We start from the raw sequence: 26140 nt of genomic DNA, 5'->3' as shown, positions 1-26140 counted from the left end.
CGGCGCCATGCGGAAGGTGGCTGTCTTCGCGACCTGTTACAACGACACGATGTGGCCGCAGACCCCCAAGGCGGTGGTGCGGTTGCTGCGCCGGTTGGGCTGCCATCCGGTCTTCCCGCCCGAGCAGACCTGTTGTGGCCAGATGTTCACCAATACCGGGTACGCCGCCGAGGCGATTCCCGCCGTGCGCCGATTCGTGGACGCGTTCACCGCCTGCGATGCCGTGGTGGCGCCGTCGGGGTCCTGTGTCGGCTCGGTGCGCCACCAGCACCGCGATGTGGCGGCGCGCTCCGGTGACGCCGGCCTCGCGGCGGCGGTCTCCGCTCTGGCGCCCCGGGTCTACGAGTTGTCCGAATTCCTCGTCGACGTGCTGGGGGTCACCGATGTGGGAGCATATTTCCCGCACCGGGTCACCTATCACCCGACCTGCCACTCGCTGCGGATGCTGCGGGTGGGGGACCGGCCGCTGCAACTGCTGCGTGCGGTCCGGGGCATCGACCTCGTCGACCTGCCGGCCGCCGACCAGTGCTGTGGCTTCGGCGGCACGTTCTCGGTGAAGAACGCCGACGTGTCGGTGTCGATGGGAGCCGACAAGGCCCGCAACGTCAAGGATTCCGGCGCTGAAGTGCTTGTGGCAGGCGATAATTCGTGCCTGGCCCAGATCGGCGGGATGCTGTCGCGACAGCGCAGCGGAGTGCGGGTCATGCACCTGGCCGAAGTTCTCGCGGCCACCGAAGGCGACGCATCGTGAGCGGGCATCCGCACGTCGGGGTCACCAAGGCATTCCTGGGTACCCCGAAGTTCCCCGCGGCAGCCAAAGCGGCACTGCAGAATTCGGTGCAACGGCGCAACCTTACCCACGCCACTGGCATCATCCGCGCCAAACGCGCGGCCGTGGTCGGCGAAGTGGACAACTGGGAAGACCTGCGGCGGGCGGCCGAGGAGATCAAGGACCGCACGCTGGCCCGTCTCGACGAGTACCTGGAGCAGTTCGAGGCCAATGCCGTCGCGGCCGGTGCCACCGTGCACTGGGCACGTGACGCCGAAGAGGCCAACCGGATCGTCGTCGACCTCGTCTCGGCGACCGGCGCTGGTGAGGTGGTCAAGGTCAAGTCGATGGCCACCCAGGAGATCGAGCTCAACGACGCACTGGCGGCCGCCGGGATCGAGGCCTGGGAAACCGATCTCGCCGAGCTGATCGTGCAGCTCGGCGACGACTGGCCCAGCCACATTCTGGTACCGGCGATCCACCGCAATCGCGCGGAGGTGCGCCAGATCTTCCTGCGCGAGATGGGCAAGGTCGGCAAGCCCGCTCCCGCGGATCTGACCGACGAGCCGCGCCGGCTGGCCGAAGCCGCCCGGCTGCATCTGCGGGAGAAGTTCTTGCGCGCCAAGGTCGCAGTGTCGGGCGCCAACTTCGCCATCGCCGAGACGGGCAGCCTGGTGGTGGTCGAATCGGAGGGCAACGGCCGGATGTGCCTGACCCTGCCGGAGACCCTGATCTCGGTGGTCGGCATCGAGAAAATGCTGCCGGCCTGGCGTGATCTCGAGGTGTTCCTGCAGGTTCTGCCGCGCAGCAGCACCGGCGAACGGGAGAACCCCTACACCTCGATCTGGACCGGTCCCACCGGCGGCGACGGCCCGCGCGACATGCACATCGTGCTGCTGGACAACGGGCGCACCGACGCGCTGGCCGACACGGTGGGCCGCCAGGCCCTGCGCTGCATCCGCTGCTCGGCGTGCCTGAACGTGTGCCCGGTCTACGAGCGGGCGGGCGGGCATGCCTACGGTTCGGTGTATCCGGGCCCGATCGGTGCGGTGCTGACGCCCCAATTACGGGGTACGACAAGCGATGTCGACAAGTCACTGCCGTATGCGTCGAGTCTGTGCGGGGCCTGTTTCGATGTCTGCCCGGTGCGGATCGACATCCCGTCGCTGCTTGTGCATCTGCGTACCAGGGTGGTCGACGAGGCGCGCGGCGGTGTGCCGTCGGCCGAGGAACTGGCGATGAAGGCGGCGAGTTGGGTGTTCGCCGACCATCGCCGCCTGGAAGCGGCACAGGGCGCGGCGGCGCTCGGCGGCCGCGCGTTGCGCAGCCGGGTGCTGGGCGGCAAGGAGATGTTGCGCTCTCTGCCCGGGCCGGCCGGCGGCTGGTCGAGCGCCAGGGACACCCCGGTGCCGCCCACCGAATCCTTCCGGTCCTGGTGGGAGCGTACCGACGGCGGTCGCACGGAGGAGGATCGGTGAGCGGCGCGCGACAGCAGATCCTCGGCCGGATTCGGTCCGCGCTGGCCGACCGGCCACAGCCGCCGCAAGCCCAGTGGGTCTACGGTGCGCCGGTTTCCACCGGCGGACAGGATGTCGTCGAGCGCTTCATCGAAAGGGTCGCCGACTACCGCGCCACGGTGGTGCGGGTCGACCCGGAAGTCGTTGCGGCCGCTGTGGCCGATGCGCTGGCCGCCGTCGGGGCCACGTCCGTGGTGGGTGACGCACTGGTGCGTTCTCGGTGGGGTGGTGCCGGCCCGGCCACCTGGGTGGTCGACGACGGACTCGACGCCACGCAGCTCGACGCGGTCGACGCCGTGGTCACCACGGCGACCGTGGCGGTCGCCAACACCGGCACGATCGTGCTGGATCACGGTCCCGGGCAGGGTCGCCGGGAGCTCAGCCTCATCCCGGACGTCCACGTCTGTGTGGTGGCTGCGGGCCAGATCGTCACCGATGTGCCGGAGGCGGTGAGCCGCCTGGTCGACCTCGGTAGCCACACCCGGCCGTTGACCTGGATCAGCGGGCCGAGCGCCACGAGCGACATCGAACTGGACCGGGTCGAAGGCGTGCACGGTCCGCGCACGCTGTACGTCGTCGTCGCGGGCTAGGTCCTGGCGCAGTCGTTCGTTCGCAGTGGTCCCGACCGCCGAGCGTGTGGGTTGTCGTTGTGGATCGACGAAAAATCAACGACAACCCACACGTTCGGCGCGTGAAAGTGGCCGATTCAGGCGATTCCCCGGGGCTGGCGAATTAATGACTCAGGACACTAGGTCCTGGCGCAGTCGGCGCAGGTCCCGAACAACTCGATCGTGTGGCTGACATCGGAAAAGCCGTGCGCCGCAGCCATATCGGCGGCCCAGGCTTCGACCTCGCGGCCGCTGACCTCGACAGTGGCACCGCAACTTCGGCACACCAGATGATGGTGGTGGTCGGTGCCCTCGCAGCGCCGGTACATCGACTCGCCGGTGTCGGTGCGCACCATATCGACCAGATCGGCCGCGGCCAGCGACTGCAACGTCCGGTACACCGTGGTGAGCCCGGTGTTCTCGCCGCGGCGGCGCAGCTCGTCGTGCAGTTCCTGGGCCGAGCGGAACTCGTCGATGGTGTCGAGCAGGGCGATGATCGCCGCCCGCTGCCGGGTGGCGCGCACCCCGGCCGCGGCCGCGCGGGGACGGATGTCGGCGCCGGTCATGGATGATCCTCACCGGCGTGACTGACCGCCGCGACCACGATCTCGGCCAGGTGATCGTCCACCAACCGGTACATGACTTCGCGCCCGGAGCGCTCCCCGGCCACCACCCCGGCGGCCTTGAGGATCCGCAGGTGCTGACTGACCAGTGGCTGCGGAACGTCGAGTGCGTCGACGAGCTCGTGTACGCAGCGCTGGGATTCCCGCAGCTGCAGCACGATCGCGATGCGCACCGGCGCCGCCAATGCGCGCAGCAGCTCACCGGCGCGGTCGAGCAGGGCGGCGTGATCGGTGGCGGTGGTCATCTCATCACCTCCACGCTATTGGAAACGATTTCCAATTGATCCCCCACTTTTCCATGCGCGATCACGCATGTCAAAGGGCGGGTCGGCGGGTCGTTAGGCTGTATGGCTGTTACCCGCACTTCAGGCACCCGCAGATAGACACACCCGCAGATAGACAGGAGTGGCACCCACCGTGGCGTCCGTCATCGATTCCGTCGTCAACCTGGCCAAGCGTCGTGGTTTGGTCTATCAGTCCGGCGAGATCTACGGCGGCACCAAGTCGGCGTGGGACTACGGGCCACTGGGTGTCGAGCTCAAGGAGAACATCAAGCGGCAGTGGTGGCGCTCGGTGGTCACCGGCCGCGACGACGTCGTCGGCCTGGACAGCTCGATCATCCTGCCCCGCGAGGTCTGGGTGGCCTCCGGTCACGTCGCGGTGTTCAACGACCCGTTGGTGGAGTGCCTGAACTGTCACAAGCGCCACCGCCAGGATCACCTGCAGGAGGCCTACGCGTCGAAGAAGGGTCTCGATGATCCCGACGCGGTGCCGATGGACGAGATCGTCTGCCCGGACTGCGGCACCAAGGGCCAGTGGACCGAGCCCCGCGACTTCAACATGATGCTCAAGACCTACCTCGGCCCGATCGAATCCGAGGAAGGCCTGCACTATCTGCGCCCGGAGACCGCGCAGGGCATCTTCGTCAACTTCGCCAACGTGGTGACGACGTCGCGCAAGAAGCCGCCGTTCGGCATCGGTCAGATCGGCAAGAGCTTCCGCAACGAGATCACCCCCGGCAACTTCATCTTCCGCACCCGCGAGTTCGAGCAGATGGAGATGGAGTTCTTCGTCGAGCCCGACTCCGCCAAACAGTGGCACCAGTACTGGATCGACACCCGCTTTCAGTGGTACGTCGACCTCGGTATCAAGGCCGACAACCTGCGGCTCTACGAGCATCCGCTGGAGAAGCTCTCGCACTACAGCGCGGGTACCACCGACATCGAGTACAAGTTCGGTTTCGCCGGCAACCCGTGGGGTGAGCTCGAAGGCATCGCCAACCGCACCGACTACGACCTCAAGACGCACTCGGAGCACTCCGGTGTCGACCTGTCCTTCTACGACCAGGCCGCCGACACCCGCTACGTCCCCTACGTCATCGAACCCGCAGCGGGACTGACCCGTTCGTTCATGGCGTTCCTGGTCGACGCCTACGCCGAGGACGAGGCACCGAACGCCAAGGGCGGGGTGGACAAGCGCACGGTGCTGCGGCTGGACCCGCGGTTGGCGCCGGTCAAGGCCGCGGTGCTGCCCCTGTCGCGGCACGCCGATCTCACCCCCAAGGCCAAGGATCTGGCGGCCGAACTGCGCAAGTACTGGAACATCGAGTTCGACGATGCGGGCGCGATCGGGCGTCGCTACCGGCGCCAGGACGAGATCGGCACCCCGTTCTGCGTGACCCTCGACTTCGACTCCCTCGAAGACCACGCGGTCACTGTGCGCGAGCGCGACCAGATGACACAGGAGCGCATCGGTATCGACTCGGTGGTCGACTACCTGGCCACCCGGCTCAAGGGCTAGAAGCGGCCTCCGCCGCCGAGCATCCCGCCGCCCCCGGAGGATCCCTGCGATCCGCCATAGGTGCTCGACGTCCAGCCGCCGCCACCGCCGAATCCGCCGCGCATGCCGCCGGACAGGATGTTGCCCAGGATGATCCCGCCGATCATTGCGCCCATGTTGGACGAACCGCCCACTCCGCCATAGTGATTCATGTACGACCGCTGAGCGGCCTGGACGTCGTTGTTGGCCAGCTGCTGGGCCTGGGCGGCCAGCATCGACGCGCCGTTGGCGTGGGCGATCGCCTCGGAGAGATTGGTCTTCTGCTTGGCCTGCGCCGCCTCCAATTGGCGCACCGCCTCGTTGAGGCGGGTCCGGGCTTCGGGGCCGACGCTGCCGCGCCGGCTGTCGATGTAGTCCGACACCGAGCGCACCCGCGACTGCGCGGTGAACAGCGCCTGCTCGAAGGAGCGGCCCAGCCGCTCGGCGGTCTCGCGCTCCTGGGCCACCCCGGCCAGTAGCCGGTCCAGATCCGCGTCGGCCTGGGTCAGCTGGGTGAACGCCCCCAGCGGGTCGGCGGTGCCCTCGGCCTGCGCGGCGGCCACCGCGCTGACCGCGGCGTCGCGGGCGGCGGCCAGCTCGCCGGCGTCGGACAGCCCGCCCTGGGTCAGCTGTGCCACCGCCTCATTGATGCCCTGCTGGGTGTCGGCGATCGCGGCGGGCAACGTCGCGACCGCCCGCCTGATGTCGCTGGCCGCGCTGTCCACCGCGTCGAGCATCGAACCGGCTTGTTGCAGTGCCGCTTCGGCGGCCCGCACGCAGTCGACCAGTTCGCTCTGCTGGCCGGCGACCGGCTTGGCGACCAGCTGGCGGGCCCGGCTGATCGAATGGTCGGCGAACTCCAGGCGCTCCTTGGCGGCGTCGACGTTGCGGGCCACCGATGCCAGCGCGGTCTCAGCGAACTCGCTGTGCAGCTGGGTCAGCGTGGATTGGGCGGGTTCGATGCGGGCGCTGACGTCGACCAGCTTCTGGGTCAGCCCGTCGAGCCGGTCGGGAGCGTTGATGACCAGATCCCGCAGCTGATGGAAGGCTTGGTTCTGGGCGTCGAGTTCGCGGTTGGCCCGGGCGGCGGCGACCACCACCCGGGTGAGTAGATCGCGGCGCTGCGCCGGGGTCTCGGGTACCGCGTCGTCGAGTTGCTGGCGCACGTTGAACGCCTGTTGCAGGGTGACCTTGGCGTTCTCGACGGCGCGGGTGAACGGCTCGGCCTGTGCCTGACCGAATTCCTCGGCGGCCAAGGCTAATTCGTTGGCGCTGGTGCGTACTGCGTTGTCCACGTCGACGACGATCGACCGGGACAGCTCGTCGAGGGCGTCCAGCGGCACCGCGGCCAGGGCGTTCGGGTCGGTCGGGTCCACCCGCTTGGCGGCCGCCACCTCGGCCTCGTGCCGCTGACGCCTGCGCCTGCGGCTCCACAGCAGCAGCAGCGCGATCGCCAGCGCGATGACCGCCACGATGACCAGGAGGGTCACCAGCGGGAATCCGCCGGAGCCGCCACCGCCCACCCCGTCCAGTCCGGTGGCGGCTGCGATCGCCGCGCCCGCCCAGTCGTTGTTGTGCAGCGCCGGCTCGATCTTGTCCCGGCGCAGGTCGTCGACGGCGGTGGAGGCGCCGCCGACCGCGGCGGACGGCACCCGGAACGCGTAGGACCGCTGCTGTGTCGCGATGGCCAGGATCGCGTCCTGGTCGCCCAGATCGCTGATCAGCCGGGTCTCCTCGCTCCAGCCCACCGCCGTCTTGGGAGCGAACGAGTCGACGTAGACCACCCAGAGCCGGATATGGCGGTCGCGGTAGAGGGTGTCGACAGCGCGCTGCACATCGGCGAGCTGACCGTCGCCCAGCACGCCTGCGTTGTCGGTGACGTAGTCGGGCAGCCGGAAGGGTGGCTCGGCCGCGGCGCCGGGCGCCACCAAGGTGGCGGCGGTCAGGATGGCCACGAGCAGGCTCAGCACACGTGCGAGGCGCATGAGCGTTAAATGTAATCGCGCGCGGCTGGCAGACTATGCCTCGGTGACGACGAATCAGCACGGCCACTACGACGAGGCCGACCGCGAGCGGGTGGTGCACGAACCGCCCAAGACTGCCGGGCTGCCCGGTACGTCGACCGAGCATCGCACCGACTTCGCCCGGGACCGGGCCCGCGTGCTGCACTGTGCCGCCTTTCGCCGACTGGCCGACAAGACCCAGGTGGTCGGGCCGCGCGAGAGTGAGAACCCCCGCACCCGGCTGACCCACTCGTTGGAGGTCGCCCAGATCGGGCGGGGGATGGCGGTGCCGCTGGGCTGCGATCCCGACCTCGTGGACATGGCCGGGCTGGCCCACGACATCGGCCACCCGCCCTACGGTCACAACGGGGAGCGCGCCCTCGACGAGTTCGCGGCGTCCTGCGGCGGGTTCGAGGGCAACGCCCAGAATTTCCGGATTCTGACCCGTATCGAGCCGAAAGTGCTTGACGGGCAAGGTCGTAGCGTCGGACTGAACCTCACCCGTGCGGCACTGGACGCCGTCACCAAGTATCCGTGGTTCCGCGGTGAACGTGGCCGCAAGTTCGGCTTCTACGAAGACGACCGGGCGCTGGCGCAGTGGGTGCGGGGCGGCGCGCAGGCGCAGCGGCCCTGCCTGGAGTCCCAGGTGATGGACTGGGCCGACGACGTGGCCTACTCGGTGCACGACGTCGAAGACGGTGTGGTGTCCGGGCGCATCGACCTGCGGGTGCTGGCCGACGACGACGCCGCGGCGGCGCTGGGCAGGCTGGGGGAGACCAGTGGTCTGCGCGCCGATGAGTTGGAGGCGGCGGCGCGGCGGCTCTCTGAGCTGCCGGTGGTGGCCGGCGTCGGCAAATACGACGGGACACTGGCGGCCTCGGTGGCGCTCAAGCGGTTGACCAGTGAACTCGTCGGCCGGTTCGCCTCGGCGGCGGTCACCCTGACCCACGAGTTGGCCGGGCCGCAGCCGCTGGTGCGGTATCAGGCCGACCTGCAGGTCCCCGACGCCGTCCGGGCCGAGGTCGCGCTGCTCAAGACCTTGGCGCTGCAGTTCATCATGTCCGATCCGCGTCATCTCGAACTGCAGGCGCGGCAACGCGAACGCATCCACCGGGTGGCGCACCGGCTGCTCGACGGCGCGCCGGCAACGCTGGATGCGGTGTTCGCGCCGGAGTTCACCGCCGCCCCCGACGACGCGGCCCGGATGCGGGTCGTCGTCGACCAGATCGCGTCGTTTACCGAGGGTCGGTTGGAGCGCATCGACGCGCACATCGCCGGTGCCCGCGACATCTAGACTGTGCCGATGGCGACAGCGGTGAGCGGGGGCGGCGACCGGAAAGGTCGGATCCCCGAGCGCGATATCGCCGCCATCCGCGATCAGGTTCGCATCGAGGACGTCGTCGGCGACTATGTCCAGCTGCGCCGGGCCGGCGCGGATTCGATGAAGGGCCTGTGCCCGTTCCACGACGAGAAGTCGCCGTCGTTCCATGTGCGGCCCAACCACGGCCACTTCCACTGCTTCGGCTGTGGGGAGGGCGGTGACGTGTACGCCTTCATCCAGAAGATCGAGCACGTCAGCTTCGTCGAAGCGGTGGAGGTGCTGGCCGATCGCATCGGCTACACGGTGACCTACAGCGGTGGTGGCACCAGTGTGCAGCGCGACCGCGGCAGTCGCAGCCGGCTGATCGCCGCCAACGCTGCTGCGCAGGAATTCTATGCTGCCGCACTGGAATCCGAGGAAGCCGCACCGGCCAGGCAATACCTCACCGAGCGCAACTTCGACGCCGCGGCGGCCCGCCAGTTCGGCTGTGGCTTCGCGCCGTCTGGCTGGGACTCGCTGACCAAGCATCTGATCCGAAAAGGCTTCGAGTTCAAGGAACTCGAAGCCGCCGGGCTCTCGCGGGAGGGTAGGCGCGGTCCGATGGACCGGTTCCATCGCAGGCTGTTGTGGCCGATCCGCAGCGCCAGCGGCGAGACCGTCGGCTTCGGCGCGCGCCGGATCTTCCCCGACGACCCGATGGAAGCCAAGTACGTCAACACCCCGGAGACGGTGCTCTACAAGAAGTCCAATGTGCTGTTCGGCATCGACCTTGCCAAGCGCGATATCGCCAAGGGGCATCAGGCCGTCGTCGTCGAGGGCTACACCGATGTGATGGCCATGCACCTGGCCGGGGTGACCACCGCGGTGGCGTCGTGCGGCACGGCCTTCGGCGACGAGCACCTGTCGATGCTGCGGCGGCTGATGATGGACGACAAGTTCTTCCGTGGCGAACTGATCTACGTCTTCGACGGCGACGCCGCCGGCCGGGCCGCCGCGCTCAAGGCGTTCGCCGGCGAGCAGAACCTGGCCGGCCAGAGTTTCGTGGCGGTCGCCGCCGACGGGATGGACCCCTGCGATCTACGCCTGGCGCAGGGGGACGGGGCGTTGCGCGATCTGGTGGCCCGACGCACGCCGCTGTTCGAGTTCGCGATCCGCACCGCGCTGGCCGAGCACGACCTGGATCAGGCCGAGGGACGAGTGTCGGCGTTGCGCCGCTGCGTGCCGATGGTGGCGCAGATCAAGGACCCGACGTTGCGCGACGAGTACGCCCGCCAGCTCGCCGGCTGGGTCGGCTGGGACGACGTCGCCCAGGTGATCGCACGGGTCCGCGAGGAAGCGGGCCACAAACCGGGGGCTCGCGGCGACAACCGGCGCACCCCGGCTCGGCCCAAGGCAGCCGCCGAGAGCGGCGCCCGCCGGCCTGACCCTCGCGACCCGACCCTGTGGCCGCAGCGCGAAGCGCTCAAGGCCGCCCTGCAGTATCCGGTGCTGGCCGGGCCGGTCTTCGATTCGTTGACCGTGGAGAGCTTCACCCACCCCGGCTATGCGGCGGTGCGGACGGCGATCGAGAAGGCGGGCGGGACGTCGTCGGGCGTGACCGGTGGCCAGTGGATCGACACGGTGCGCGAACGGGCCGGGGCGGCGGCGACGGAAGGCCTGATCACCGAGCTCGGCGTCGAGTCGATCCGGGTCGAGGACGAGGAGAAACTGCCCCGCTACATCGGCGGTGTGCTGGCCCGACTGCAGGAGGTCTGGGTGGGCCGGCAGGTCGCCGAGGTCAAGTCCAAGCTGCAGCGGATGTCGCCGGTCGAGCAGGGAGACGAATATCACGCCCTGTTCGGCGACCTGGTCGCGCTCGAGGCGTATCGCCGCAGTCTGCTGGAACAGGCCAGCGGAGACGACCTCACTGCGTGAGTGCCGTCAGCACGCTATGGTTAACGTGCTGCCTGTCTCCGGCGAAAGGTCAGATATGACTACCGCGAACACCCGTGCCCGGCGTATCGCCGCCGCTGGCGCGCTTGCCGTGGCCGCGGCCGCGGTGCCGGCCCTGGCTGCGATGACGCACTCCGCCGCCCCGAGCACCACGGCCACCGGCACCTGCCTGGCCTGGTTCGGCTCCCGCGGCGACGGGCAGTGCCTGTCGTACTCGAACAACAACGTGAGCGTGGGCACCCCGCAGCTGGGGGTTTACGGTCCGGATGCGGGCTCGATGCCCGGCGGCGGTGTCGGCGTCAGCACCGGCCCGCTGCTGCCCGGCCAGACCATCAGCATTCCGCTGGGCTGAGTTTTCTGCCCTCGAGATCGACATGAGGGCTGTGATTTCGCACGATTGACGACCCTGAGGTCGATTTCGGCGTGCCTAATTCTCCGACCGCTGTGGCTCGACCACCGTGGTGTTCGCGTCGATCTCGGTCAGCGTGACCATCTTCGGATCCGGGTCGGGGGACACCCGGTCGGCGATCTTGCGGCGACCGGCGTCGATCACGGTTTTCGTGGCGGGATTACCGGTCAGGGCCTTGTAGGTGCCGACGATCTGCTCATAGCGCTTTCGGCCGGCCTTGGTGCCCAACACGTAGCCCACTCCAAGTGCGGCTAGAAACCGGATCACTGCGCTCCCTCCATCGAAACCCCGCCTCACCATCCTGCCTGACGCCGCTGAGTTGGCGCTTGCCCACCGGTTTGGCGTCTGGGGTCCCCGGTAGGCTAGAGTCACTCTCCGGCCCGCATCGGCGCAAGCGTTCGATCGGGAAGCAGATAGTCCCCTGTAGCTCAATTGGCAGAGCTTCCGACTGTTAATCGGACGGTTGATGGTTCGAGTCCATCCGGGGGAGCCAGGGCCGCCTCGCCGGTGGCGTCACAGGCTGAACACTTGATTCGGCCGCGGAACTCTTCCCTGCCAGCCGAATTCACGGTCCAGTCGGGTACGCAACGTGTCGGCCGGCTGGGGTTCGCCGTGGACCACGAAGACCCGTCGCGGCGGTGTGCTGAAACCGGATGCCCAGCGGATGAGTTCATCGGCGTCGGCGTGCGCCGACAGCATCGCCAGGTTGGCGACCTGGGCGTTGATCGGAATCCACTCGCCGTAGATCCGCACAAAGCGCTGACCGGCCGCAATCGCTGCGCCGCGGGTGCCGGGCACCTGATAGCCGGTGACCATGATCGTGTTCCGTGGGTCCGGGGCGAACGCCTTGAGATGGTGCAGGATGCGGCCACCGGTGGCCATTCCGCTGGCCGAGATCACGATCTTGGGCTCGCGGCTGGCCGAGATCGCCCTGGATTGCTCGGCGTCGCGGGTGTACGTCGCCATGGCGCACATACCCTCGTAGACCTCTGGCCGCAGCCGGTGGTCACTGCGGAAGGCGCCCAGTAGATTGCTGGCATTGATCGCCATCGGGCTGTCCAGGTAGACCGGGAGGTCGGGCAACCTGCCCGCGGAGCGCAACTGCCAGAGGTGGTAGAGCAGCGTCTGGGCCCGGCCGACCGCGAACGCCGGGATCACCACGGTGCCGCCGCGCGCTACCGTCGAGTCGACGACGTCGGCCAGTGCGTCGGCAGGGTCGGCCCGGTCATGCAGACGATCGCCGTAGGTCGACTCCATCACCACGTAGTCCGCGGTCGTCACCGGGTCGGGATCGAGCATCACCGGGTCGTCGTAGCGGCCCAGGTCACCGGTGAACACGATGCGCCGGCCGTGCCACACCACCTCGACAGTCGCCGCGCCGAGGATGTGCCCGGCTCGGCGGAACGTCACCGCCGCCCCGGTGTCGGTGACGCTGAACTCGGCTCCGAACGGACGGGTGTCGAACAGGTCGATGGCGCTCTGGGCGTCCTCGCTGTCATATAGCGGCAGGGCAGGGTGATGCTTGCTGGCCTTGTGCTTGTTGAGAAAAGCCGCGTCCCGCTCCTGCAGGTAGGCGCTGTCCCGCAGGATGATCTCGGCGACCGCAGCGGTCGCCTCGGTGGACACGATGGGCCCGCGGAAGCCTTCGCGCACCAACCGGGGCAGGTACCCGGTGTGATCGAGGTGGGCGTGGGTCACGATGACCGCATCGATACTCGAGGGGTCGATCGCCAGGGGCGCCCAGTTGAGCTCGCGCAGGTTCTTCACACCCTGAAAGAGGCCGCAGTCCACCAGGATTCGTTTGCCGTCGGCTTCCAGCAGGTGTTTGGAGCCGGTGACGGTGTTGGCGGCGCCTAGGCTGCGCAAGCTGAGTTCGACGTTGCGCGATCGGCTATCACCGGGCATGGGGCCAGTCTGTCAGAGACGGTCCGGATGTCCGAGATGCTGATTGATCTCCGGGTCTGGGACCTATGGCCCTGGTATGGCGAGGGCTCGGGCGGTGGGGTTGCTGAAGTACCCGCACCGACGGCTCTGGCGGAGGGACGGCCATGCGTGACAGAGGTCAGCGACTACGCAATGAGGTGGAGCACCCCGAGCGCTACGAGGAGGTGACCATCACCTCCTGCGGCGTGCCGATAGTGCTCTCGGTGTGGCATGGCCAGTCTGGTGGACCAGTGGCAGTGTTCCTGCCCGGAACCATGACGCATCCGCTGTTCTATGAGGAGTTCTGTGACGGACTTGCCGATGCGGGCATCACCGTCGTGGGCGTCCACTTCGAAGGGCACGGCAAAAGCCCACGCGTGGGTCGGCTCCTGCGTTTGGAGAGCCTGGTTGCCAACGCACTGGACGCGACGTCTTGGGCGCGTGCTCGATTCGGTCGATGGCCGGTGGTGGTGGGCTCGAGTCAGGGCGGAGTGCTGGCGATGATCGTCGCGACCCGCGACTGTCAGCTGGCCGGCGTGGTCGCCCACAACATCCTCGATCCCGAACTACCCGCATCCATCACGGTGTCACGGTTTCCGCCCATGCTTCAGCGTGCGTATCGTCCGGCGATGCGTGGACTGCGCCTGCTGGCCACGTTCGTGCCCCGGCTACCGATCTCCTTCAGTGTCTATCTCGACATCGCTCGGGTCTGTCGTGAGCCATGGACCGCCGAGCAGTTCTTGCTGGACCCCCTGAGCTTGCGCACTTACCCGCTTGCCTTCCTGGCCGATCTGTTAAGTGCTGACATGAGTGGGGTCCGAAGTGGCGCCATCACATGCCCCATCGTGGTGGTGGCAGGGCGTGGTGACCCCTTGTTCAGCCTGGACTACACCAAGCAGGTCTTCGCCCGGATTGCGGCTCCCGCAAAAGAGCTGGTCGTCTTCGACACCGATCACCACCTTCTGTTCAACGAATGCCTTCCGCTCGTGCTCGGTCGAGTCGCGGAACTCATCACGCTCCTCGACGGCTCAGCGGGCGAGCGCGCGAGCGATCATTCCGGTGGCCCGCAGGCTGTAGAGGGCGGCGCGCTTGGAGATCAGCCCTGAGACGGGCGCCAAGACCACATGCCGCAGGCCGGCTGAGTGAAACTCGTGAAGCCTCCCCACAATGCGCTCAGGAGTGCCCCACAGCAGCGGCCCTTCGGTCAACACCTCGGTGGGCACGGCATCGATGGCATCGTCCATCGTCCGGCGGTCATAGTGGTCAGGCACGAAGTCGACGAGAGGATTGAAGTGCGCGCCGAACGGGTGCTCCACTCCGGCTTGTCGCCACACATCGGCCGGCGCCATCAGCCCGAGCGCGCGAATCGATTTGGTGCCCAGCATGGCCCGCACTTCTGACTCGGATCGGCCGACCACCAGAAAGCGATGTAGGGCAGGGGTGATCGAGGCGGGGTCCCGCCCGGCGTTGCGTGCGGCGACCCGCACGACCTCAAGTTTGGTCGCATATTCGGCGGGGGAGGCGACAGTAGCGGGATACCACCCGTCCCCGTAGCGTCCCGTCAGACCGAGCATCCGCCGACCATGTCCGGCCACCCAGATCTGTGGTGTCCGTCCGCGGGCCGGCTTGAGGTCCATCGTCGCCCGGTCTAGCTTGAAGTGCTTGCCGGAGAACGTGATCGGCCCTGACCCGGAGAAGCAGTGACGGATGATGTGTAACGCCTCCTCCAAGCGGGCCACCGGCTCGGAAGGGTCCAATCCGTAAGGGTCGAGGTTCATCCGTTCGCCGGCCCCGATACCGAGGATTGGGGCGCTTTTGGTCAGATGCGACAGCGTCATCATGGCCTGGGCGATGACCAGGGGGTGGCGCCGGATGGGCTCGGTCACACCGACTCCCAGGCGAAGGGAGCCGATACGGGAGGCGAGATGGCCCAGTAGGACCTGGTAGTCGAAGAATTCGTGCGGCGTGCTGCGGTGTGCGGCAAGCCACGTCAAGTCGCGATCCCAGATCGAGGTGGGGAAGACATTCTGGAAATGGTCGATGACCATCACCGAGTCGAGTCTCATCACCCGCGCTCCGGCCAGAAAGGCACGCAGCGCGGTCAGCGGAGGTTGCGTGCCGATCTGCAGACCGACCGAGACCGACGGAACCCGTTTCACGACTTCACCTTTCTGGTGATTCGGTGAGCGGCAACGGCTTTGTAGATCTCGAACCACACCACGCCGGCGGCGCCGGCAACAACCGCGATGGCCCATCCCAGCGCCGGCAGCGGCCCGAAATTGAAGGCGTGCCGCAACGCGGGCACCGTCAGGATCAGGACGAGCAGCGCAGGGGCGCCGAAGAGGATCCACTTCAGCGCAGCGTTGCGACGCTCCCGGAAGGTTCTCCAGATGGTGAGCCGCCACGAGCGATTCACCACGATGAGGGCCACATTGCCGATGAGAAGCGTCGCGAAGGTGACAGAACGCACGACGTCGTCGGCGTGATGGCTCCACACGGCCCACAGGTAGACGCAGATCGTCGCTGCGAGCACCGACAAGCCCTGCAGGCAAGCGATCGCCAGCACCCGTGGTCCGAACATGGGTTCGTCGACACCGCGCGGCGGCCCTTCCATGACCTTGGGATCGATCTGTTCGGCCTCGAAGACCACCGAACAGGCCGGATCGATGATCAGCTCGAGGAAAGCGATCTGGACTGGGAGCAATACCAGAGGCCAATCGGCGACGAAGACCGGGATGAGCGACATGCCGACGATGGGAAGGTGGACCGCGATCACGTATGACATGGCCTTGCGGAGGTTGTCAAAGATTCCCCGGCCCTGCCGCACCCCGGCGACGATCGAGGAGAAGTCGTCGTCGGTGATGACCAGTCCGGCTGATTCTCTGGCCACATCGGTTCCGTTGGCGCCCATGGCGATTCCGATGTCAGCAGCCTTCAGTGCCGGCGCATCGTTCACGCCGTCACCGGTCATGCCGACCACCTCGCCGTTGGCCTGCAACGCGCGAACGAGCTGCAGTTTCTGCTCGGGCACCATTCGGGCGAACACGCTGACCGTCCGTATCCGCTCGGCCAACTCGTCAGCAGGCATGGTCTGCAATTCGCGCCCGGTGATGCAGCCGGCCTCATGGTCGAGTCCGATCTCGCGGGCGATGGCCAGCGCCGTCCCGGGGTAGTCCCCGGTGATCATGATGGTCCGCACCGATGCCCGGCGACACTCCGCGACGGCATCGGCTACCCCGGGTCGAACCGGATCGTGCAGCCCGACCAGGCCGAGATAGCGAAAATCGTAGTCATGCTGGTGATCCGGTAGCTCGGCCTCGCCGTCGAAGTAAGCGTAGGCGACGGCGAGCAGGCGCTGGCCGCCGGCGGCGGCGTCCTCGACCTGCTCGGTCAGTCGTGCGAGGTGGCCGGCGTCGAAGTGACACAGGTCGGCGATCGCCTCCGGCGCGCCCTTGGCGGCGATGACGAACTGCCCACCGTCGGGTGAGCGCCACACGTGCGAGAGCGCCAACAACTTCTCCGAGAGCGGGTATTCGCGCACCAGAGTCCAATCGTCGTGCAGGTGCTCGGTTCCCGCCAGATGCTTGGCACCCAGTTCGCGAAAGGCCTTGTCCATCGGGTCGAACGGGTCGACGGGCGAGGCGAGCATCGCGAACTCGGTGATCCGGTGCAGTTCCTCGGGCAGTGGTCGATCGTCGACCGGATAGGCGTGCCCGTCGACGATGAACTCCCGCACAGTCATCCGGTTCATCGTCAGCGTCCCGGTCTTGTCCACACACAATGCGGTGGCCGATCCCAGGGTCTCGATCACCGGTGGACGGCGGGTCAACACGTGCTTCTGCGACATCCGCCAGGCCCCGAGGGCGAGGAAGACGGCCAGGACGACCGGGAACTCCTCGGGCAGCAATGCCATCGCGGTCGCGATGCCGGCCAGCAGACCACTGAGCCAGTGTCCCCGGGTCAGCCCGTACACCACTACGACCACCGCGGCGGCCAGCACCCCGATGATCGCCAGCACGGTTACGAGGCGGTCGATCTCGCGCTCCAGTGGGGTGCGTTCGGCGCCGATCGTGCGCAGCGCCGCGCCGATCTTGCCCAGTTCGGTTCCGGCACCGGTCTCCTTGGCCACCGCAATGGCGTGCCCCTTGACCGCGAGCGTGCCGGAGAACACCCACGGGGTGGCATCGCCGCCCGGTTGCCCCATGTCGGCCGACAACTGCTCTGCCGAGCCTGCGGTCTTCCGCACCGGGACCGATTCCCCGGTCAGGGCTGATTCGTCCACCGAGAAGTTGGTGCCGTCCAACAGGATTGCGTCGGCAGGTACCCGGTCGCCCTCGGCCAGCAGGATCACGTCTCCGCGGACCACATCGCGTCCGGCGATGCGGACCTGCTGGCCGTCGCGGATCACCAGGGCGCGCGGCGAGGACAGGTCACGCAGCGCTGCCAGTGCGTTCTCGGTCTTGTGCTCCTGGTAGATCGAGATGGCCAGCACGACGAGAACGAAGGCCATGAGCATCGCGCCGTCGAGCGGTTCGGCCAGTGCGAAGTTGACGGCGCCCGCGCCGAGCAGTAGCAGCAGCATCGGCTGGCGGACGACGTCCCAGACCTCTTGCAACAGGTTGCGTCGTTTCGCCGTGGGCAGCTCGTTGGGCCCATCGGTCGCCAGCCGCCGCGCGGCTTCCTGAGCCGATAGCCCGCCCATCCGTACCGGGGGCCCCATGGCGCTGATTGTGTCGTATGTTGATGGCGATATGAAGGCTTTCGGGGTGGCCTGGGATGCGTGGCGCACCACCCGAGGTGGCGCCGGGGCTGTCACGGCCCGACAGGCGCCGCGGTTGCAAGCCCTGGTCGCGTACGCCCGTACTCATTCGCGGTTCTACGCCGGGCACTACCGCGATGTTCGGCACGGTCCGGTGAGTTTGGCATCGCTTCCCTCACTTCCCGCCGTGTACAAGCCCGAACTGATGGCCAGATTCGACGAATGGGTCACCGACCCAAAGTTGACCAGGACCGGCGTCTCGGCATGGGTCGCCGATCCCGCCAACATTGGACGCGACATGTTCGGCGAGTACGTCGTGTTCACCACGTCGGGGTCGACGGCCGATCCGGCGCTGCTGATCCAGGATCGTCGGGCGTTGTCGGTGATGTTCGGGCTGACGTATGCGCGGTCGGCCGGGGTGTTGCCGCCGGGGCTGCTGCTTCGAGTTCTCGGCCACGGGGCGCGCCAGGCTGCGGTCTTCGCCACCGGCGGGCACTTCGTGTCGACCGTGATGTTCGAGCGTCGGCTGCGCGCACATCCGGTGCGGCGCCGATACTCCCGCTTCTTCTCGGTGCTCGACCCGCTGCCGGAGCTCGTCGCCAATCTCAACGAGTTCCAGCCAGTGCTGTTGGGCACCTATGCCAGCGCGCTCAGTGTGCTCATCGAAGAACAGGAGGCTGGGCGGCTCCACATCCGGCCGCTCGTCATCACCAGCGGGGGTGAACTGCTACTGCCGAATGTCCGGCAACGCGCGCGGGACGTCTTCGGCTGCGTTGTGACCGAGACCTACAACGCTTCGGAAGCCACCCCGCTGTCGCTGCCGTGTCGCCTGGGCAACCTGCACCTGAACACCGACTGGTATCTGGTCGAGCCCATCGACAGCTCCGGCGATGTGGTGCCACCCGGGCACCGATCCGATTCCCTGCTGTTGACCAACCTGGCCAACTATGTGCAGCCGCTGATCCGCTACGAGCTGGGCGACAGCGTCGTCGTCGACGCCGACCCGTGCTCATGCGGCAGCCCGTTGCCGACCGTGACGCCGGAGGGCCGGACCGACGAGTTGCTGAAACTGCCTGGGCGAGAGGGCAACCAGGTGGTGGTGATGCCGATGGCGATCGCGACCGCCGTCGAAGAGACACCCGGGGTGTTGCGCTATCAGATCATTCAAACCGCGCCGGCAAGGCTCATCGTCAGGCTGGATGAAGAGGCCGGCAGCGAGCGGTCCGCGGTCTGGACGGAGGTGTGCCGGCGACTCGAAGCATTCCTGGCCGCCCAGCGAATCGGCGCGGTGATCATCGAGCTGGCCCACGAGCGTCCCGAAGTGAATCCTCGCAACGGAAAGCTGCGCCACGTCCTGAGTGCCGTCGGCTGACGGTGTCACAGCCACAGATACAGGCCGGACAGCAGCGCCCACAACGCCACGCAGTACACCTCGAAGGCCGCCCGCAGCGGGATCGGCGCGTGCCGCAATTCCATGAAGTCCAGCCCCACCAGCCGCACCTTGATCGCGGCGATGCCCAGCACGGCGACCGCCACCAGGGAGCCGGTGCCGTGGTCGGCACCGAAGGCCCACGACGCCAACGTGAAGGCCACCAGGATCAGCCAGCTCACGCCGGCCCGGTTACGCATGAACGCCAGCATCAGCTCACCAGATACAGCAGCGGGAACAGGACGATCCACAACAGGTCGACCAGGTGCCAGAAGCAGCCGCCGCCCTCGATCACCGCGAGCCGGGTGGCCGACAGTTCGGTGCGTCTGGTCTGGGTGAGCATCAGCGCCAACACGAGGATCCCGATGCACACATGCAGCAGGTGCAGCCCGGTCAGGATGAAGTAGTAGAGGTAGAAGTGGTTGCCGCCCGGGCCGTGGCCGGCGCCGGCCAGCAACACGTACTCGGTCACCTTCAGCGCCACGAACACCACACCGCAGCCCATCGCGATCAGCAGCGCCGTGAACGCCGTCGAGCGCGCCCCGGTCCGGATGGCTCCGATCGCGGCCACCACGAACAGCGAACTGGTCAGCAACACCAACGTGTTGACCAGTCCGATGTTGACGTGCAAAGTCTTGCGGGCCGCGTCGAAAACCTCTGGCGCCTTGGATCGTTCGACCATGAAGGTGGCGAAGAAGGCTGCGAACACCCCCATGTCGCCGAGCAGGAATACCCAGGTGCCCTGTTCGCCGGGGATGCGTCGCGTGGCGGCCGGGTGACCCGCCGCCGTCATGCTCGTTCGGCGAGCTGCTGGGCTTTGATGCCGCGGTTCAGCACATAGGTCGTGGAGAACAGCCAGATCGTCAGTGCCAGACCCGGGATGTAGAACGCGAAAACCCCGTGCCAGGCCAGCGGTCCGTCGTTGAACACCACGACCACGCAGCCGGGCAGCGACAGCAGCGCCACCCACAGGTTGAGGTAGCCGTACCAGCGGGGGAAGGTCTGCGGCTCGGTCTTGTCGATGAATGAGGCGATCGCCAGCGTGATGTTCTGCACGATGATCGTGCCGACGATGCCGATGAACATCAGCCAGAACACGTCGTTGAGTGCCTGGGTGATGTCCGGCGGCCGGGTCTCGGGCCGAAACGCCGCCGTCGCCATGATCAAGAACGGAAACAGCAAGGCCGGAACGAAAATCGTGGCGGCGAACAGCTGCGTCACCGACAGCATCCCGAACTGTCCCTCAACCCGGCGGATCCGCAGCACGATGGCGGCGAGGAATGGCAGCGCGATCACCGACGTCAGCAGGCACCCGGCGATGCCGATCCGGATCCAGATCTTGTGATCGACGTAGAACGCGGCGATCTCCTCCGGCGAGGAGACGGGTGACAGTGGCGGAAACATCCGCGCGATCCCCGACAGACTTGTTCCGTACAGGATGATCATGATCGTCCCGCACCACGCACCGATGCGCTGCAGCGTCAATTCCACGGCGCAGACGTTACTGGGAAATCCGCGGTGTTTTGTCAAAATTGTCGAAACTGTGCGTCCTGTCGACCGTCGAAGCGGTCACGCCCCTCGAGAGCCTGCGGGACCCGCACCGGTCTTTGCCGTCCGATCGCAGGTGCGGCGGCCCAGGCTGGCCGAGAAGCGACGCGAATATCCGTTTTCCGGTCCGAACGCCGCACCAACGCCGCATTCTGGATGCGGGCGTTTCCGTGGTGAGGGGGGTGTGATGGCTCCGACCCTTCGCTCCGCGTCGATCATCGGCGCGTTTGCCGTGGCATACGCCCTGTCGGTGGTTCTCGGTCGTGCCACCCGGTTGGGCGGCGGCGAACTCTCCTTGGTGTGGCCGGCCGCGGCGGTCGCGATCGTGTGGTTGCTCGCAGCCTGTGGCTACGGCCGCCGTGCCTGCCTGTTCAATGTCGCGATCCTGGCCGCTGTGACGTTCGGAACCAATCTGGCGACGGGGGCCCCGCTGCCGCTCAGCGCGTGGTTTGTGGTGGTGAACGTCGTGTTGGCGGTGGTGAGCGCGGCAATCCTGACCTACCACCGCGACCAGATCGTTCTCCGCGACCCCGCCGACTTCGCGCGGCTGGTCGTGGCTGTGTCAGCTGGGACTGTCTGCGCGGCAGTCTTGGCCACCGCCTACATGGTCGTCGCGATGCGGCAGCCGCCGTGGGAGACTTTTGCGCTGTTCGCGGTGCGCAACGGAGCCACGGCCCTGCTTGGGGTGGCCGTCTGGCTCAGACTGCGCGACGTCACCTGGAAGCGCCCGCAGATTTCCCCGGCGGCCTTGCTGGAGGCGCTGCTGGTCGGGGCTGTTGTGGTCGTTGTTTTCGCCTGGGCCTTCTGGCTGCACAGCGGTGTGCCCCTGGCGTTTCTGACGTTGCTGCCCGCGGTGTGGGTGGCGCTGCGCTACAGCACGACCGTGAGCACCGTTTTCCTGCTGGTGGCGGGCATCTGGATTATCGTCACCACTCTTCTCGGCAGGGGCGTGTCCGTCGTTCCCGATCTTCAGACACGTGCATTGCTGGCGCAGGCGATGGTCGGGAGTCTGACGGTCGTCGTCCTGACGTTGTCGTTGTATCGAGACTCGCGCGTTCGCCTTGTCTCGAAGCTACAGGTGGCGCGCGATCAGGCTGATCGTGATTCCGAACTGTTCGGCGCCGTGTTGGACAGCATCCACGACAGCGTGCTGCTCATCGATCCTGCCGGTGAGGTCGTTCTGCAGAACGCGCGGGCGTCCGATTCGGGCATCGTCGACAACGTGGTTTCGGCGGCCCGAGGCGAGAAAGCGCCCAACGCGGTGCTCTCGCCGGACCGCGAGGGGCCGCGCGACGTCGTGGTAGCCGGTGAGCAACCCCGAGTCGTCGAACTCGCGACGGCTCCGCTCGTCCACCAGTCGATGTTTGAGGTCATCGCCTATCGCGACGTCACCGAAGAACGGCTGACTGCGCGGGCGTTGCGCGAGGCCCGCGACCTGTTTGCCGGCGTCCTGCACGCCGCGTCGGAACAAGCGATCATCGGCACCGACCCCGATGGGTGCATCACGGTGTTTAACAACGGCGCGCAGCGTCTGCTGGGCTGGACCGAAGCAGAGATGCTCGGCGATACGCCGATGGCCTTCCACGATCACGACGAGGTTCGCGCCAGGGCGACCGAACTCGGCGTCCCCGCCGGCTTTGACGTGTTCGTTCACAACGTCACCCCGCAGCAGGCGGAGGTTCGCGAGTGGACGTACGTCCGGCGTGACGGCAGCCACGTGACGGTGAGCCTGGCCGTTTCCCAGATCACCAACGCGGACGGCAGCTGCGGGGGATACATCGGTGTGGCCACCGACGTCACCCAGCAGAAGGCCGCGAAACAGGCGCTGGCGGAAAGTGAAGAGCGATTCCGGCTGGCCTTCGACACGGCCCCGATGGGCATGTTCATGTTCGAGCTCGCGCCGCACGGCGATGGACGAATCACGCGATGCAATCAGGCCATGGCCGACTTCGTCGGTCGCTCGCAGGCCGCGGTGCTTGACATCGCGGTGACCGATCTCGCCGATGTGCCCTGTACGTCCGGGGCGGCTGGGCTGCGCCCGCTGCTCGCGATGCACGTCGGCCAGCAGTATGACGCCGAGACCGCGTTCCGGCGTGCGGACGGTACAACAGTGTGGGGATCGATCTCGGCATCGATCATCGCCTCCGGAGGGGCCGGCCCGTACGGGATGTGCTTGGTCGAGGACATCACCGGCCGCAAGCGTGTGGAAGCAGAGTTGCAGCACCTGGCCATGCACGACCAGCTGACCGGATTGGCCAACCGCTCGTTGTTGATGGATAGGGTCGAACACGCGCTCGCGGCCGCAGAACAGCCGGGTGCGAGCCGAGGGGGGCTGATCTTCCTCGACCTGGACCGGTTCAAGGCGGTCAACGACACCTGGGGTCATGGTGAGGGTGACAACGTGCTGAGGACGATGGCGGAGCGCATCCTGGCCTCGATTCGGCCGGGCGACACCGCCGCCCGATTGGGCGGTGATGAATTCGCGGTGCTGTGTCCGGCCGTGTCCAGCGTCGCTGAACTGGACAGCGTGGCCAAACGGCTCCAGGACACGCTGCGTCGGCCGGTGGGGGTCGCCGACCACGCAACCTACGACCAGCTGTCGGTGAGCGCCGGCGCGGTGATGTCTCAGCCAGGATGCACCGCCCAATCGCTTCTGCAGCGCGCGGACATGCTGATGTACCAGGCCAAGAAGTCCGGAAGGGATCGGGTCAGCCTTGGCGACCCGTCCCAAGAGGCAGCCTTGGTGCGCGCAGTGCAGCTGACGCGCGATCTCGAGCCGGCCTTGCGACTGGGCCAGCTCGCCCTGGAATTCCAACCGATCGTGAATCTGCGACGGGGTGAATGGGTTGCGGCCGAGGCCCTTCTGCGCTGGTTGCATCCGGCGTGGGGACTATTGGGGCCCGACGAATTCTTGGACCTTGCCGAAAACTCTTGTCAGATGCCGGCTATCGGCCGTTATGTGCTCAACGAGGCCTGTGGACAGGCGGTCCGATGGGGTGGGACCATGGCTGCCGCGGCGGTACACGTCAACGTATCGCTCCGCGAGTTGGCGGACAGCAACTTCCGGGTGGGGATCATCGAAGCCCTCCGCACGACGGGCCTGGCGCCGCACCGGCTCGTACTCGAGATAACCGAAAGTCATGCCGGGAAGATCGCGCAGTCGGCCAAAGATGATCTTGAGGCTCTTCGCCGGATCGGGGTACGCATAGCGATTGACGACTTCGGTACTGGCTTCAGCGGTCTGTCGAGAATCGTCGCGCTGCCGTTGGACATCCTCAAGATCGACAAGCAGTTCATCGATGGGCTGTGTGACGATGCCCGGTGTGAGGCGATCACCCGGGCGGTGCTAGGCCTCGGAGCCAGCCTTGGGCTCGAGGTGATCGCCGAGGGTATCGAGCGACCGGACCAGTTCGACGCCCTCGTCGAGTTGGGGTGCGAGCTGGGTCAGGGGTTCTTGTTCGGCGACATGGTTGCAGCATGTGACGAGTTCCCGGCACCCGACACCAACTGCACAACCTAACCGCCTGTGGCGAGATGTTCCGGATGCAGCATCTCCGCATACCGGAGTTGCTCGGGAATGCCGAACCCGTCGACCAGTTGTTCGGCGTAGGGTCGCAGCGTCCGGCACCGTTCGTTGATGCCGCGCGTGACGGCCTTGGCCCGCTCGGTGGACAGGAAGCGGTGCTCGATGAACCAGGCCTTGTCGTCCTCGATCACCGACAGCGCGTACAGGTCGCACACCTGACCGAGGATCGCGCGGGCCTCGTCGTCGGCACAGGTGTCGATGCCGGCGACGAACGCCTCGAGCACGATCCGATCGATGTGGGCCTTCGCGGTGTGCAGTACGTGATCCTGCACCGCGTTGAAGGCGTCGAACGCCGACATCTCCTTGGACTTGCCCTGCAGTCGGCGCGCCACCGTGGACAGCAGGTACTGCTCGCGGTCCTCGAACATCTTGACCTGGGTGCCGCGGTTGAACAGGCTGCCCTCTTCCTCGTTGTCCTGACGCGAGTCGAGGATGGTCTGCATGATCGTCTCGGCCGCAGTTCTTTTCAGAACCCGGTCACCGGCGAAGTTGGCGGCGAAACGCACCCACTCGACCGGGCTCATGCCCTTGATGTCGTCGGCGTAGGCGGTCAGCAACTCCTTGGCCACCAGCTGGGTCAGCACATGGTTGTCGCCCTCAAACGTGGTGAACACGTCGGTGTCTCCACGCAAGGCGATCAGCCGGTTCTCGGCGAGATAGCCTGCGCCGCCGCAGGCTTCGCGGGCTTCCTGGATTGCGGCGCTGGCATGCCAGGTGTTGGCCGCCTTCAGCCCGGCCGCGCGCGACTCCAGCTCACGCTGCTCCTCGGTGTCAGGGCTGTCGGCGGTCTGCAGGTCGTGCAGCTTGGCCACCAACTCGTTCTGGGCGAACTGCAGTGCGTAGGAACGGGCTATCAGCGGGAACAGCCGGCGCTGATGGACCAGGTAGTCCATGATCAGCACCTCGCCTTCGTCGTCCGGCGCGCTGAACTGCCTGCGCTGCAGGGCATATCGCACGGCGATGTCCAACGCCACCCGTCCCGCGGCGGCCGCGCTGCCACCGACGGTGACCCGGCCGCGGATCAGGGTGCCCAGCATGGTGAAGAAGCGCCGGTTGGGGTTCTCGATCGGCGAGGAGTACGTACCGTCGGGGGCTACGTCGGCGTATTTGTTCAGCAGGTTCTCGCGCGGAACGCGGACATGGTCGAACATGATCCGGCCGTTGTCGACGCCGGGCAGGCCGCCCTTGTACTGACAGTCCGATGTGGTCACCCCGGGCAGGTCGTTGCCGGTGTCGTCCCGGATCGGCACCACGAAGCAGTGCACCCCGTGCGTCTGGCCCTCGGTGATCAGTTGGGCGAAAACGGCTGCCACTCGAGCTGTTTCGGCGGCACCGCCGATGTAGTCCTTACGTGAGGTCGGGGTGGGGGAGTTGATCACGAATTCTTGGGTGGCCGGATCGTAGGTGGCCGTGGTTTCCAAAGACTGGACGTCGCTGCCGTGTCCGGTCTCGGTCATCGCGAAACAACCGACCAGGTCCAGGTCGATGATCCGCTGGACATAGGCGGTGTGGTGACGCTCGGTGCCGAGATTCTCGATGGCCCCACCGAACAGCCCCCACTGGACGCCGGCCTTGACCATCAGGGACAGGTCGGACATCGCGAGCATCTCGATGCGGGTGACGGCCGCGCCCACATCGCCGTTGCCGCCGTGTTCCTTGCGGAAACCGTCCTCGGCGGCGCCCGCGGCCGCCATGATCTTCATCTGCTCGGCCACCTTCGCCCGGGCGATGACGGTGTTCGGGGTGTAGTGCGGCCGGAACACTTCGGTGGACAGTTCGGCGCGCACGGCGTTCTTGACATCTCGCCAGCGTCCGTCGAGCGCGTTACGCAGGTGCTCCGCAGTGGTGGTCATCCCCTGAAGGTATCCACGGGACGGCCCGGGCAAACGCGGATG

The 26140-nt window shown here is 67.1% G+C and carries 21 protein-coding genes and 1 tRNA gene; 11 read left to right on the top strand and 11 right to left on the bottom strand.

Annotated elements, in window-relative coordinates:
- The first annotated feature begins 7 nt into the window (after window positions 1-7).
- From MSZK_RS19845 to MSZK_RS19835, 3 genes are read left to right on the top strand one after another with little or no spacing between them, the layout of a single operon-like run.
- Window positions 8-751 (top strand): (Fe-S)-binding protein, encoded by a 744-nt coding sequence (locus MSZK_RS19845; protein ID WP_099250379.1) that lies wholly within the window; start codon window positions 8-10, stop codon window positions 749-751.
- Window positions 748-2247, top strand: a complete 1500-nt coding sequence (locus MSZK_RS19840) for a LutB/LldF family L-lactate oxidation iron-sulfur protein (protein WP_099250378.1) — start codon at window positions 748-750, stop codon at window positions 2245-2247. Before MSZK_RS19845 ends, MSZK_RS19840 begins: the two co-directional genes overlap by 4 nt.
- A complete protein-coding gene (locus MSZK_RS19835; protein ID WP_099250377.1) occupies window positions 2244-2876 on the top strand; it encodes an LUD domain-containing protein in 633 nt (210 codons plus the stop codon). Before MSZK_RS19840 ends, MSZK_RS19835 begins: the two co-directional genes overlap by 4 nt.
- Window positions 2877-3034: 158 nt before the next feature.
- Here MSZK_RS19835 and MSZK_RS19830 read toward each other — a convergent pair whose 3' ends face one another.
- Window positions 3035-3460: a Fur family transcriptional regulator gene (locus tag MSZK_RS19830; protein WP_099250376.1), complete on the bottom strand. Its 426-nt coding sequence runs from the start codon at window positions 3458-3460 to the stop codon at window positions 3035-3037.
- Complete coding sequence (locus MSZK_RS19825) at window positions 3457-3762, bottom strand: helix-turn-helix transcriptional regulator (protein ID WP_099250375.1); 306 nt, start codon at window positions 3760-3762, stop codon at window positions 3457-3459. Before MSZK_RS19825 ends, MSZK_RS19830 begins: the two co-directional genes overlap by 4 nt.
- A gap of 160 nt (window positions 3763-3922) precedes the next feature.
- On the opposite strand from MSZK_RS19825, the gene MSZK_RS19820 reads away from it, so the two are divergent.
- Window positions 3923-5317: a glycine--tRNA ligase gene (locus MSZK_RS19820; protein WP_199203407.1), complete on the top strand. Its 1395-nt coding sequence runs from the start codon at window positions 3923-3925 to the stop codon at window positions 5315-5317.
- Here the strand turns inward: MSZK_RS19820 and MSZK_RS19815 are convergent.
- On the bottom strand, window positions 5314-7320 hold the full coding sequence (locus tag MSZK_RS19815) for a TPM domain-containing protein (RefSeq protein ID WP_099250374.1): 2007 nt from the start codon (window positions 7318-7320) through the stop codon (window positions 5314-5316). The two genes, MSZK_RS19820 and MSZK_RS19815, sit on opposite strands and share 4 nt — an antisense overlap.
- On the opposite strand from MSZK_RS19815, the gene MSZK_RS19810 reads away from it, so the two are divergent.
- Genes MSZK_RS19810 through MSZK_RS19800 form a run of 3 tightly spaced genes read left to right on the top strand, consistent with a single transcriptional unit; the run spans window position 7319 to window position 10943 of the window.
- Entirely contained in the window at window positions 7319-8632 is a 1314-nt protein-coding gene (locus MSZK_RS19810; RefSeq protein WP_371411367.1) for a deoxyguanosinetriphosphate triphosphohydrolase, read from the top strand. The two genes, MSZK_RS19815 and MSZK_RS19810, sit on opposite strands and share 2 nt — an antisense overlap.
- A gap of 9 nt (window positions 8633-8641) precedes the next feature.
- Entirely contained in the window at window positions 8642-10573 is a 1932-nt protein-coding gene (dnaG, locus tag MSZK_RS19805; protein ID WP_099250425.1) for a DNA primase, read from the top strand.
- A gap of 55 nt (window positions 10574-10628) precedes the next feature.
- Entirely contained in the window at window positions 10629-10943 is a 315-nt protein-coding gene (locus MSZK_RS19800; RefSeq protein WP_099250372.1) for a hypothetical protein, read from the top strand.
- Between the two features lie 75 nt (window positions 10944-11018).
- Here MSZK_RS19800 and MSZK_RS19795 read toward each other — a convergent pair whose 3' ends face one another.
- Window positions 11019-11267 carry a hypothetical protein gene (locus tag MSZK_RS19795; RefSeq protein ID WP_142389965.1) on the bottom strand — a complete coding sequence of 83 codons (249 nt, stop codon included), beginning with the start codon at window positions 11265-11267 and terminating at the stop codon, window positions 11019-11021.
- A 150-nt stretch (window positions 11268-11417) separates the two neighbouring features.
- On the opposite strand from MSZK_RS19795, the gene MSZK_RS19790 reads away from it, so the two are divergent.
- Window positions 11418-11493 (top strand) — tRNA-Asn (locus MSZK_RS19790).
- 20 nt (window positions 11494-11513) lie between these two features.
- Here MSZK_RS19790 and MSZK_RS19785 read toward each other — a convergent pair.
- A complete protein-coding gene (locus MSZK_RS19785) occupies window positions 11514-12905 on the bottom strand; it encodes an MBL fold metallo-hydrolase RNA specificity domain-containing protein (protein ID WP_099250370.1) in 1392 nt (463 codons plus the stop codon).
- A gap of 176 nt (window positions 12906-13081) precedes the next feature.
- On the opposite strand from MSZK_RS19785, the gene MSZK_RS19780 reads away from it, so the two are divergent.
- Complete coding sequence (locus tag MSZK_RS19780; protein WP_158230606.1) at window positions 13082-14029, top strand: carboxylesterase; 948 nt, start codon at window positions 13082-13084, stop codon at window positions 14027-14029.
- On the opposite strand, the gene MSZK_RS19775 is transcribed toward MSZK_RS19780, so the two are convergent.
- Window positions 13952-15082 carry an LLM class flavin-dependent oxidoreductase gene (locus tag MSZK_RS19775; protein WP_233211407.1) on the bottom strand — a complete coding sequence of 377 codons (1131 nt, stop codon included), beginning with the start codon at window positions 15080-15082 and terminating at the stop codon, window positions 13952-13954. The genes MSZK_RS19780 and MSZK_RS19775 overlap by 78 nt on opposite strands.
- Window positions 15079-17643, bottom strand: coding sequence for a cation-translocating P-type ATPase (locus tag MSZK_RS19770; protein WP_099250367.1), 2565 nt, complete (start codon window positions 17641-17643; stop codon window positions 15079-15081). Before MSZK_RS19770 ends, MSZK_RS19775 begins: the two co-directional genes overlap by 4 nt.
- Between MSZK_RS19770 and MSZK_RS19765 the strand changes: the two genes are divergently transcribed.
- Window positions 17642-19054, top strand: a complete 1413-nt coding sequence (locus tag MSZK_RS19765; RefSeq protein WP_142389964.1) for a phenylacetate--CoA ligase family protein — start codon at window positions 17642-17644, stop codon at window positions 19052-19054. The two genes, MSZK_RS19770 and MSZK_RS19765, sit on opposite strands and share 2 nt — an antisense overlap.
- Before the next feature lie 5 nt (window positions 19055-19059).
- Here MSZK_RS19765 and MSZK_RS19760 read toward each other — a convergent pair whose 3' ends face one another.
- Genes MSZK_RS19760 through MSZK_RS19750 form a run of 3 tightly spaced genes read right to left on the bottom strand, consistent with a single transcriptional unit; the run spans window position 19060 to window position 20557 of the window.
- A complete protein-coding gene (locus MSZK_RS19760; RefSeq protein WP_099250365.1) occupies window positions 19060-19323 on the bottom strand; it encodes a cytochrome C oxidase subunit IV family protein in 264 nt (87 codons plus the stop codon).
- Window positions 19323-19904: a cytochrome c oxidase subunit 3 gene (locus MSZK_RS19755; RefSeq protein WP_099250364.1), complete on the bottom strand. Its 582-nt coding sequence runs from the start codon at window positions 19902-19904 to the stop codon at window positions 19323-19325. Before MSZK_RS19755 ends, MSZK_RS19760 begins: the two co-directional genes overlap by 1 nt.
- Window positions 19901-20557, bottom strand: coding sequence for a hypothetical protein (locus tag MSZK_RS19750; RefSeq protein ID WP_099250424.1), 657 nt, complete (start codon window positions 20555-20557; stop codon window positions 19901-19903). The genes MSZK_RS19755 and MSZK_RS19750 overlap by 4 nt, the downstream gene beginning before the upstream one ends.
- 289 nt (window positions 20558-20846) lie before the next feature.
- Between MSZK_RS19750 and MSZK_RS19745 the strand changes: the two genes are divergently transcribed.
- Window positions 20847-24179: an EAL domain-containing protein gene (locus tag MSZK_RS19745; RefSeq protein WP_099250363.1), complete on the top strand. Its 3333-nt coding sequence runs from the start codon at window positions 20847-20849 to the stop codon at window positions 24177-24179.
- Here the strand turns inward: MSZK_RS19745 and MSZK_RS19740 are convergent.
- The gene (locus MSZK_RS19740; protein ID WP_099250362.1) at window positions 24176-26098 is read right to left on the bottom strand and encodes an acyl-CoA dehydrogenase; all 1923 of its coding nucleotides are present in this window, start codon (window positions 26096-26098) and stop codon (window positions 24176-24178) included. The genes MSZK_RS19745 and MSZK_RS19740 overlap by 4 nt on opposite strands.
- Window positions 26099-26140 lie beyond the last annotated feature (42 nt).

Source organism: Mycobacterium sp. shizuoka-1, from assembly GCF_002723835.1.
In the GTDB taxonomy this organism is placed as follows: domain Bacteria; phylum Actinomycetota; class Actinomycetes; order Mycobacteriales; family Mycobacteriaceae; genus Mycobacterium.
The sequence above is the reverse complement of the archived record's forward strand: the minus strand, read 5'-3'. Positions and strand labels throughout refer to the sequence as shown.

What these genes read in the sequence shown, in the direction of transcription:
- MSZK_RS19845 (WP_099250379.1), top strand. Translation starts at nt 8, where the DNA reads ATGCGGAAGGTGGCTGTCTTCGCGACCTGTTACAACGACACGATGTGG.
- MSZK_RS19830 (WP_099250376.1), bottom strand. Translation starts at nt 3,460, where the DNA reads ATGACCGGCGCCGACATCCGTCCCCGCGCGGCCGCGGCCGGGGTGCGC.
- MSZK_RS19825 (WP_099250375.1), bottom strand. Translation starts at nt 3,762, where the DNA reads ATGACCACCGCCACCGATCACGCCGCCCTGCTCGACCGCGCCGGTGAG.
- MSZK_RS19810 (WP_371411367.1), top strand. Translation starts at nt 7,319, where the DNA reads ATGAGCGTTAAATGTAATCGCGCGCGGCTGGCAGACTATGCCTCGGTG.
- MSZK_RS19815 (WP_099250374.1), bottom strand. Translation starts at nt 7,320, where the DNA reads ATGCGCCTCGCACGTGTGCTGAGCCTGCTCGTGGCCATCCTGACCGCC.
- dnaG (WP_099250425.1), top strand. Translation starts at nt 8,642, where the DNA reads ATGGCGACAGCGGTGAGCGGGGGCGGCGACCGGAAAGGTCGGATCCCC.
- MSZK_RS19800 (WP_099250372.1), top strand. Translation starts at nt 10,629, where the DNA reads ATGACTACCGCGAACACCCGTGCCCGGCGTATCGCCGCCGCTGGCGCG.
- MSZK_RS19785 (WP_099250370.1), bottom strand. Translation starts at nt 12,905, where the DNA reads ATGCCCGGTGATAGCCGATCGCGCAACGTCGAACTCAGCTTGCGCAGC.
- MSZK_RS19765 (WP_142389964.1), top strand. Translation starts at nt 17,642, where the DNA reads ATGGCGCTGATTGTGTCGTATGTTGATGGCGATATGAAGGCTTTCGGG.
- MSZK_RS19770 (WP_099250367.1), bottom strand. Translation starts at nt 17,643, where the DNA reads ATGGGGCCCCCGGTACGGATGGGCGGGCTATCGGCTCAGGAAGCCGCG.
- MSZK_RS19760 (WP_099250365.1), bottom strand. Translation starts at nt 19,323, where the DNA reads ATGCTGGCGTTCATGCGTAACCGGGCCGGCGTGAGCTGGCTGATCCTG.
- MSZK_RS19755 (WP_099250364.1), bottom strand. Translation starts at nt 19,904, where the DNA reads ATGACGGCGGCGGGTCACCCGGCCGCCACGCGACGCATCCCCGGCGAA.
- MSZK_RS19750 (WP_099250424.1), bottom strand. Translation starts at nt 20,557, where the DNA reads ATGATCATCCTGTACGGAACAAGTCTGTCGGGGATCGCGCGGATGTTT.
- MSZK_RS19745 (WP_099250363.1), top strand. Translation starts at nt 20,847, where the DNA reads ATGGCTCCGACCCTTCGCTCCGCGTCGATCATCGGCGCGTTTGCCGTG.
- MSZK_RS19740 (WP_099250362.1), bottom strand. Translation starts at nt 26,098, where the DNA reads ATGACCACCACTGCGGAGCACCTGCGTAACGCGCTCGACGGACGCTGG.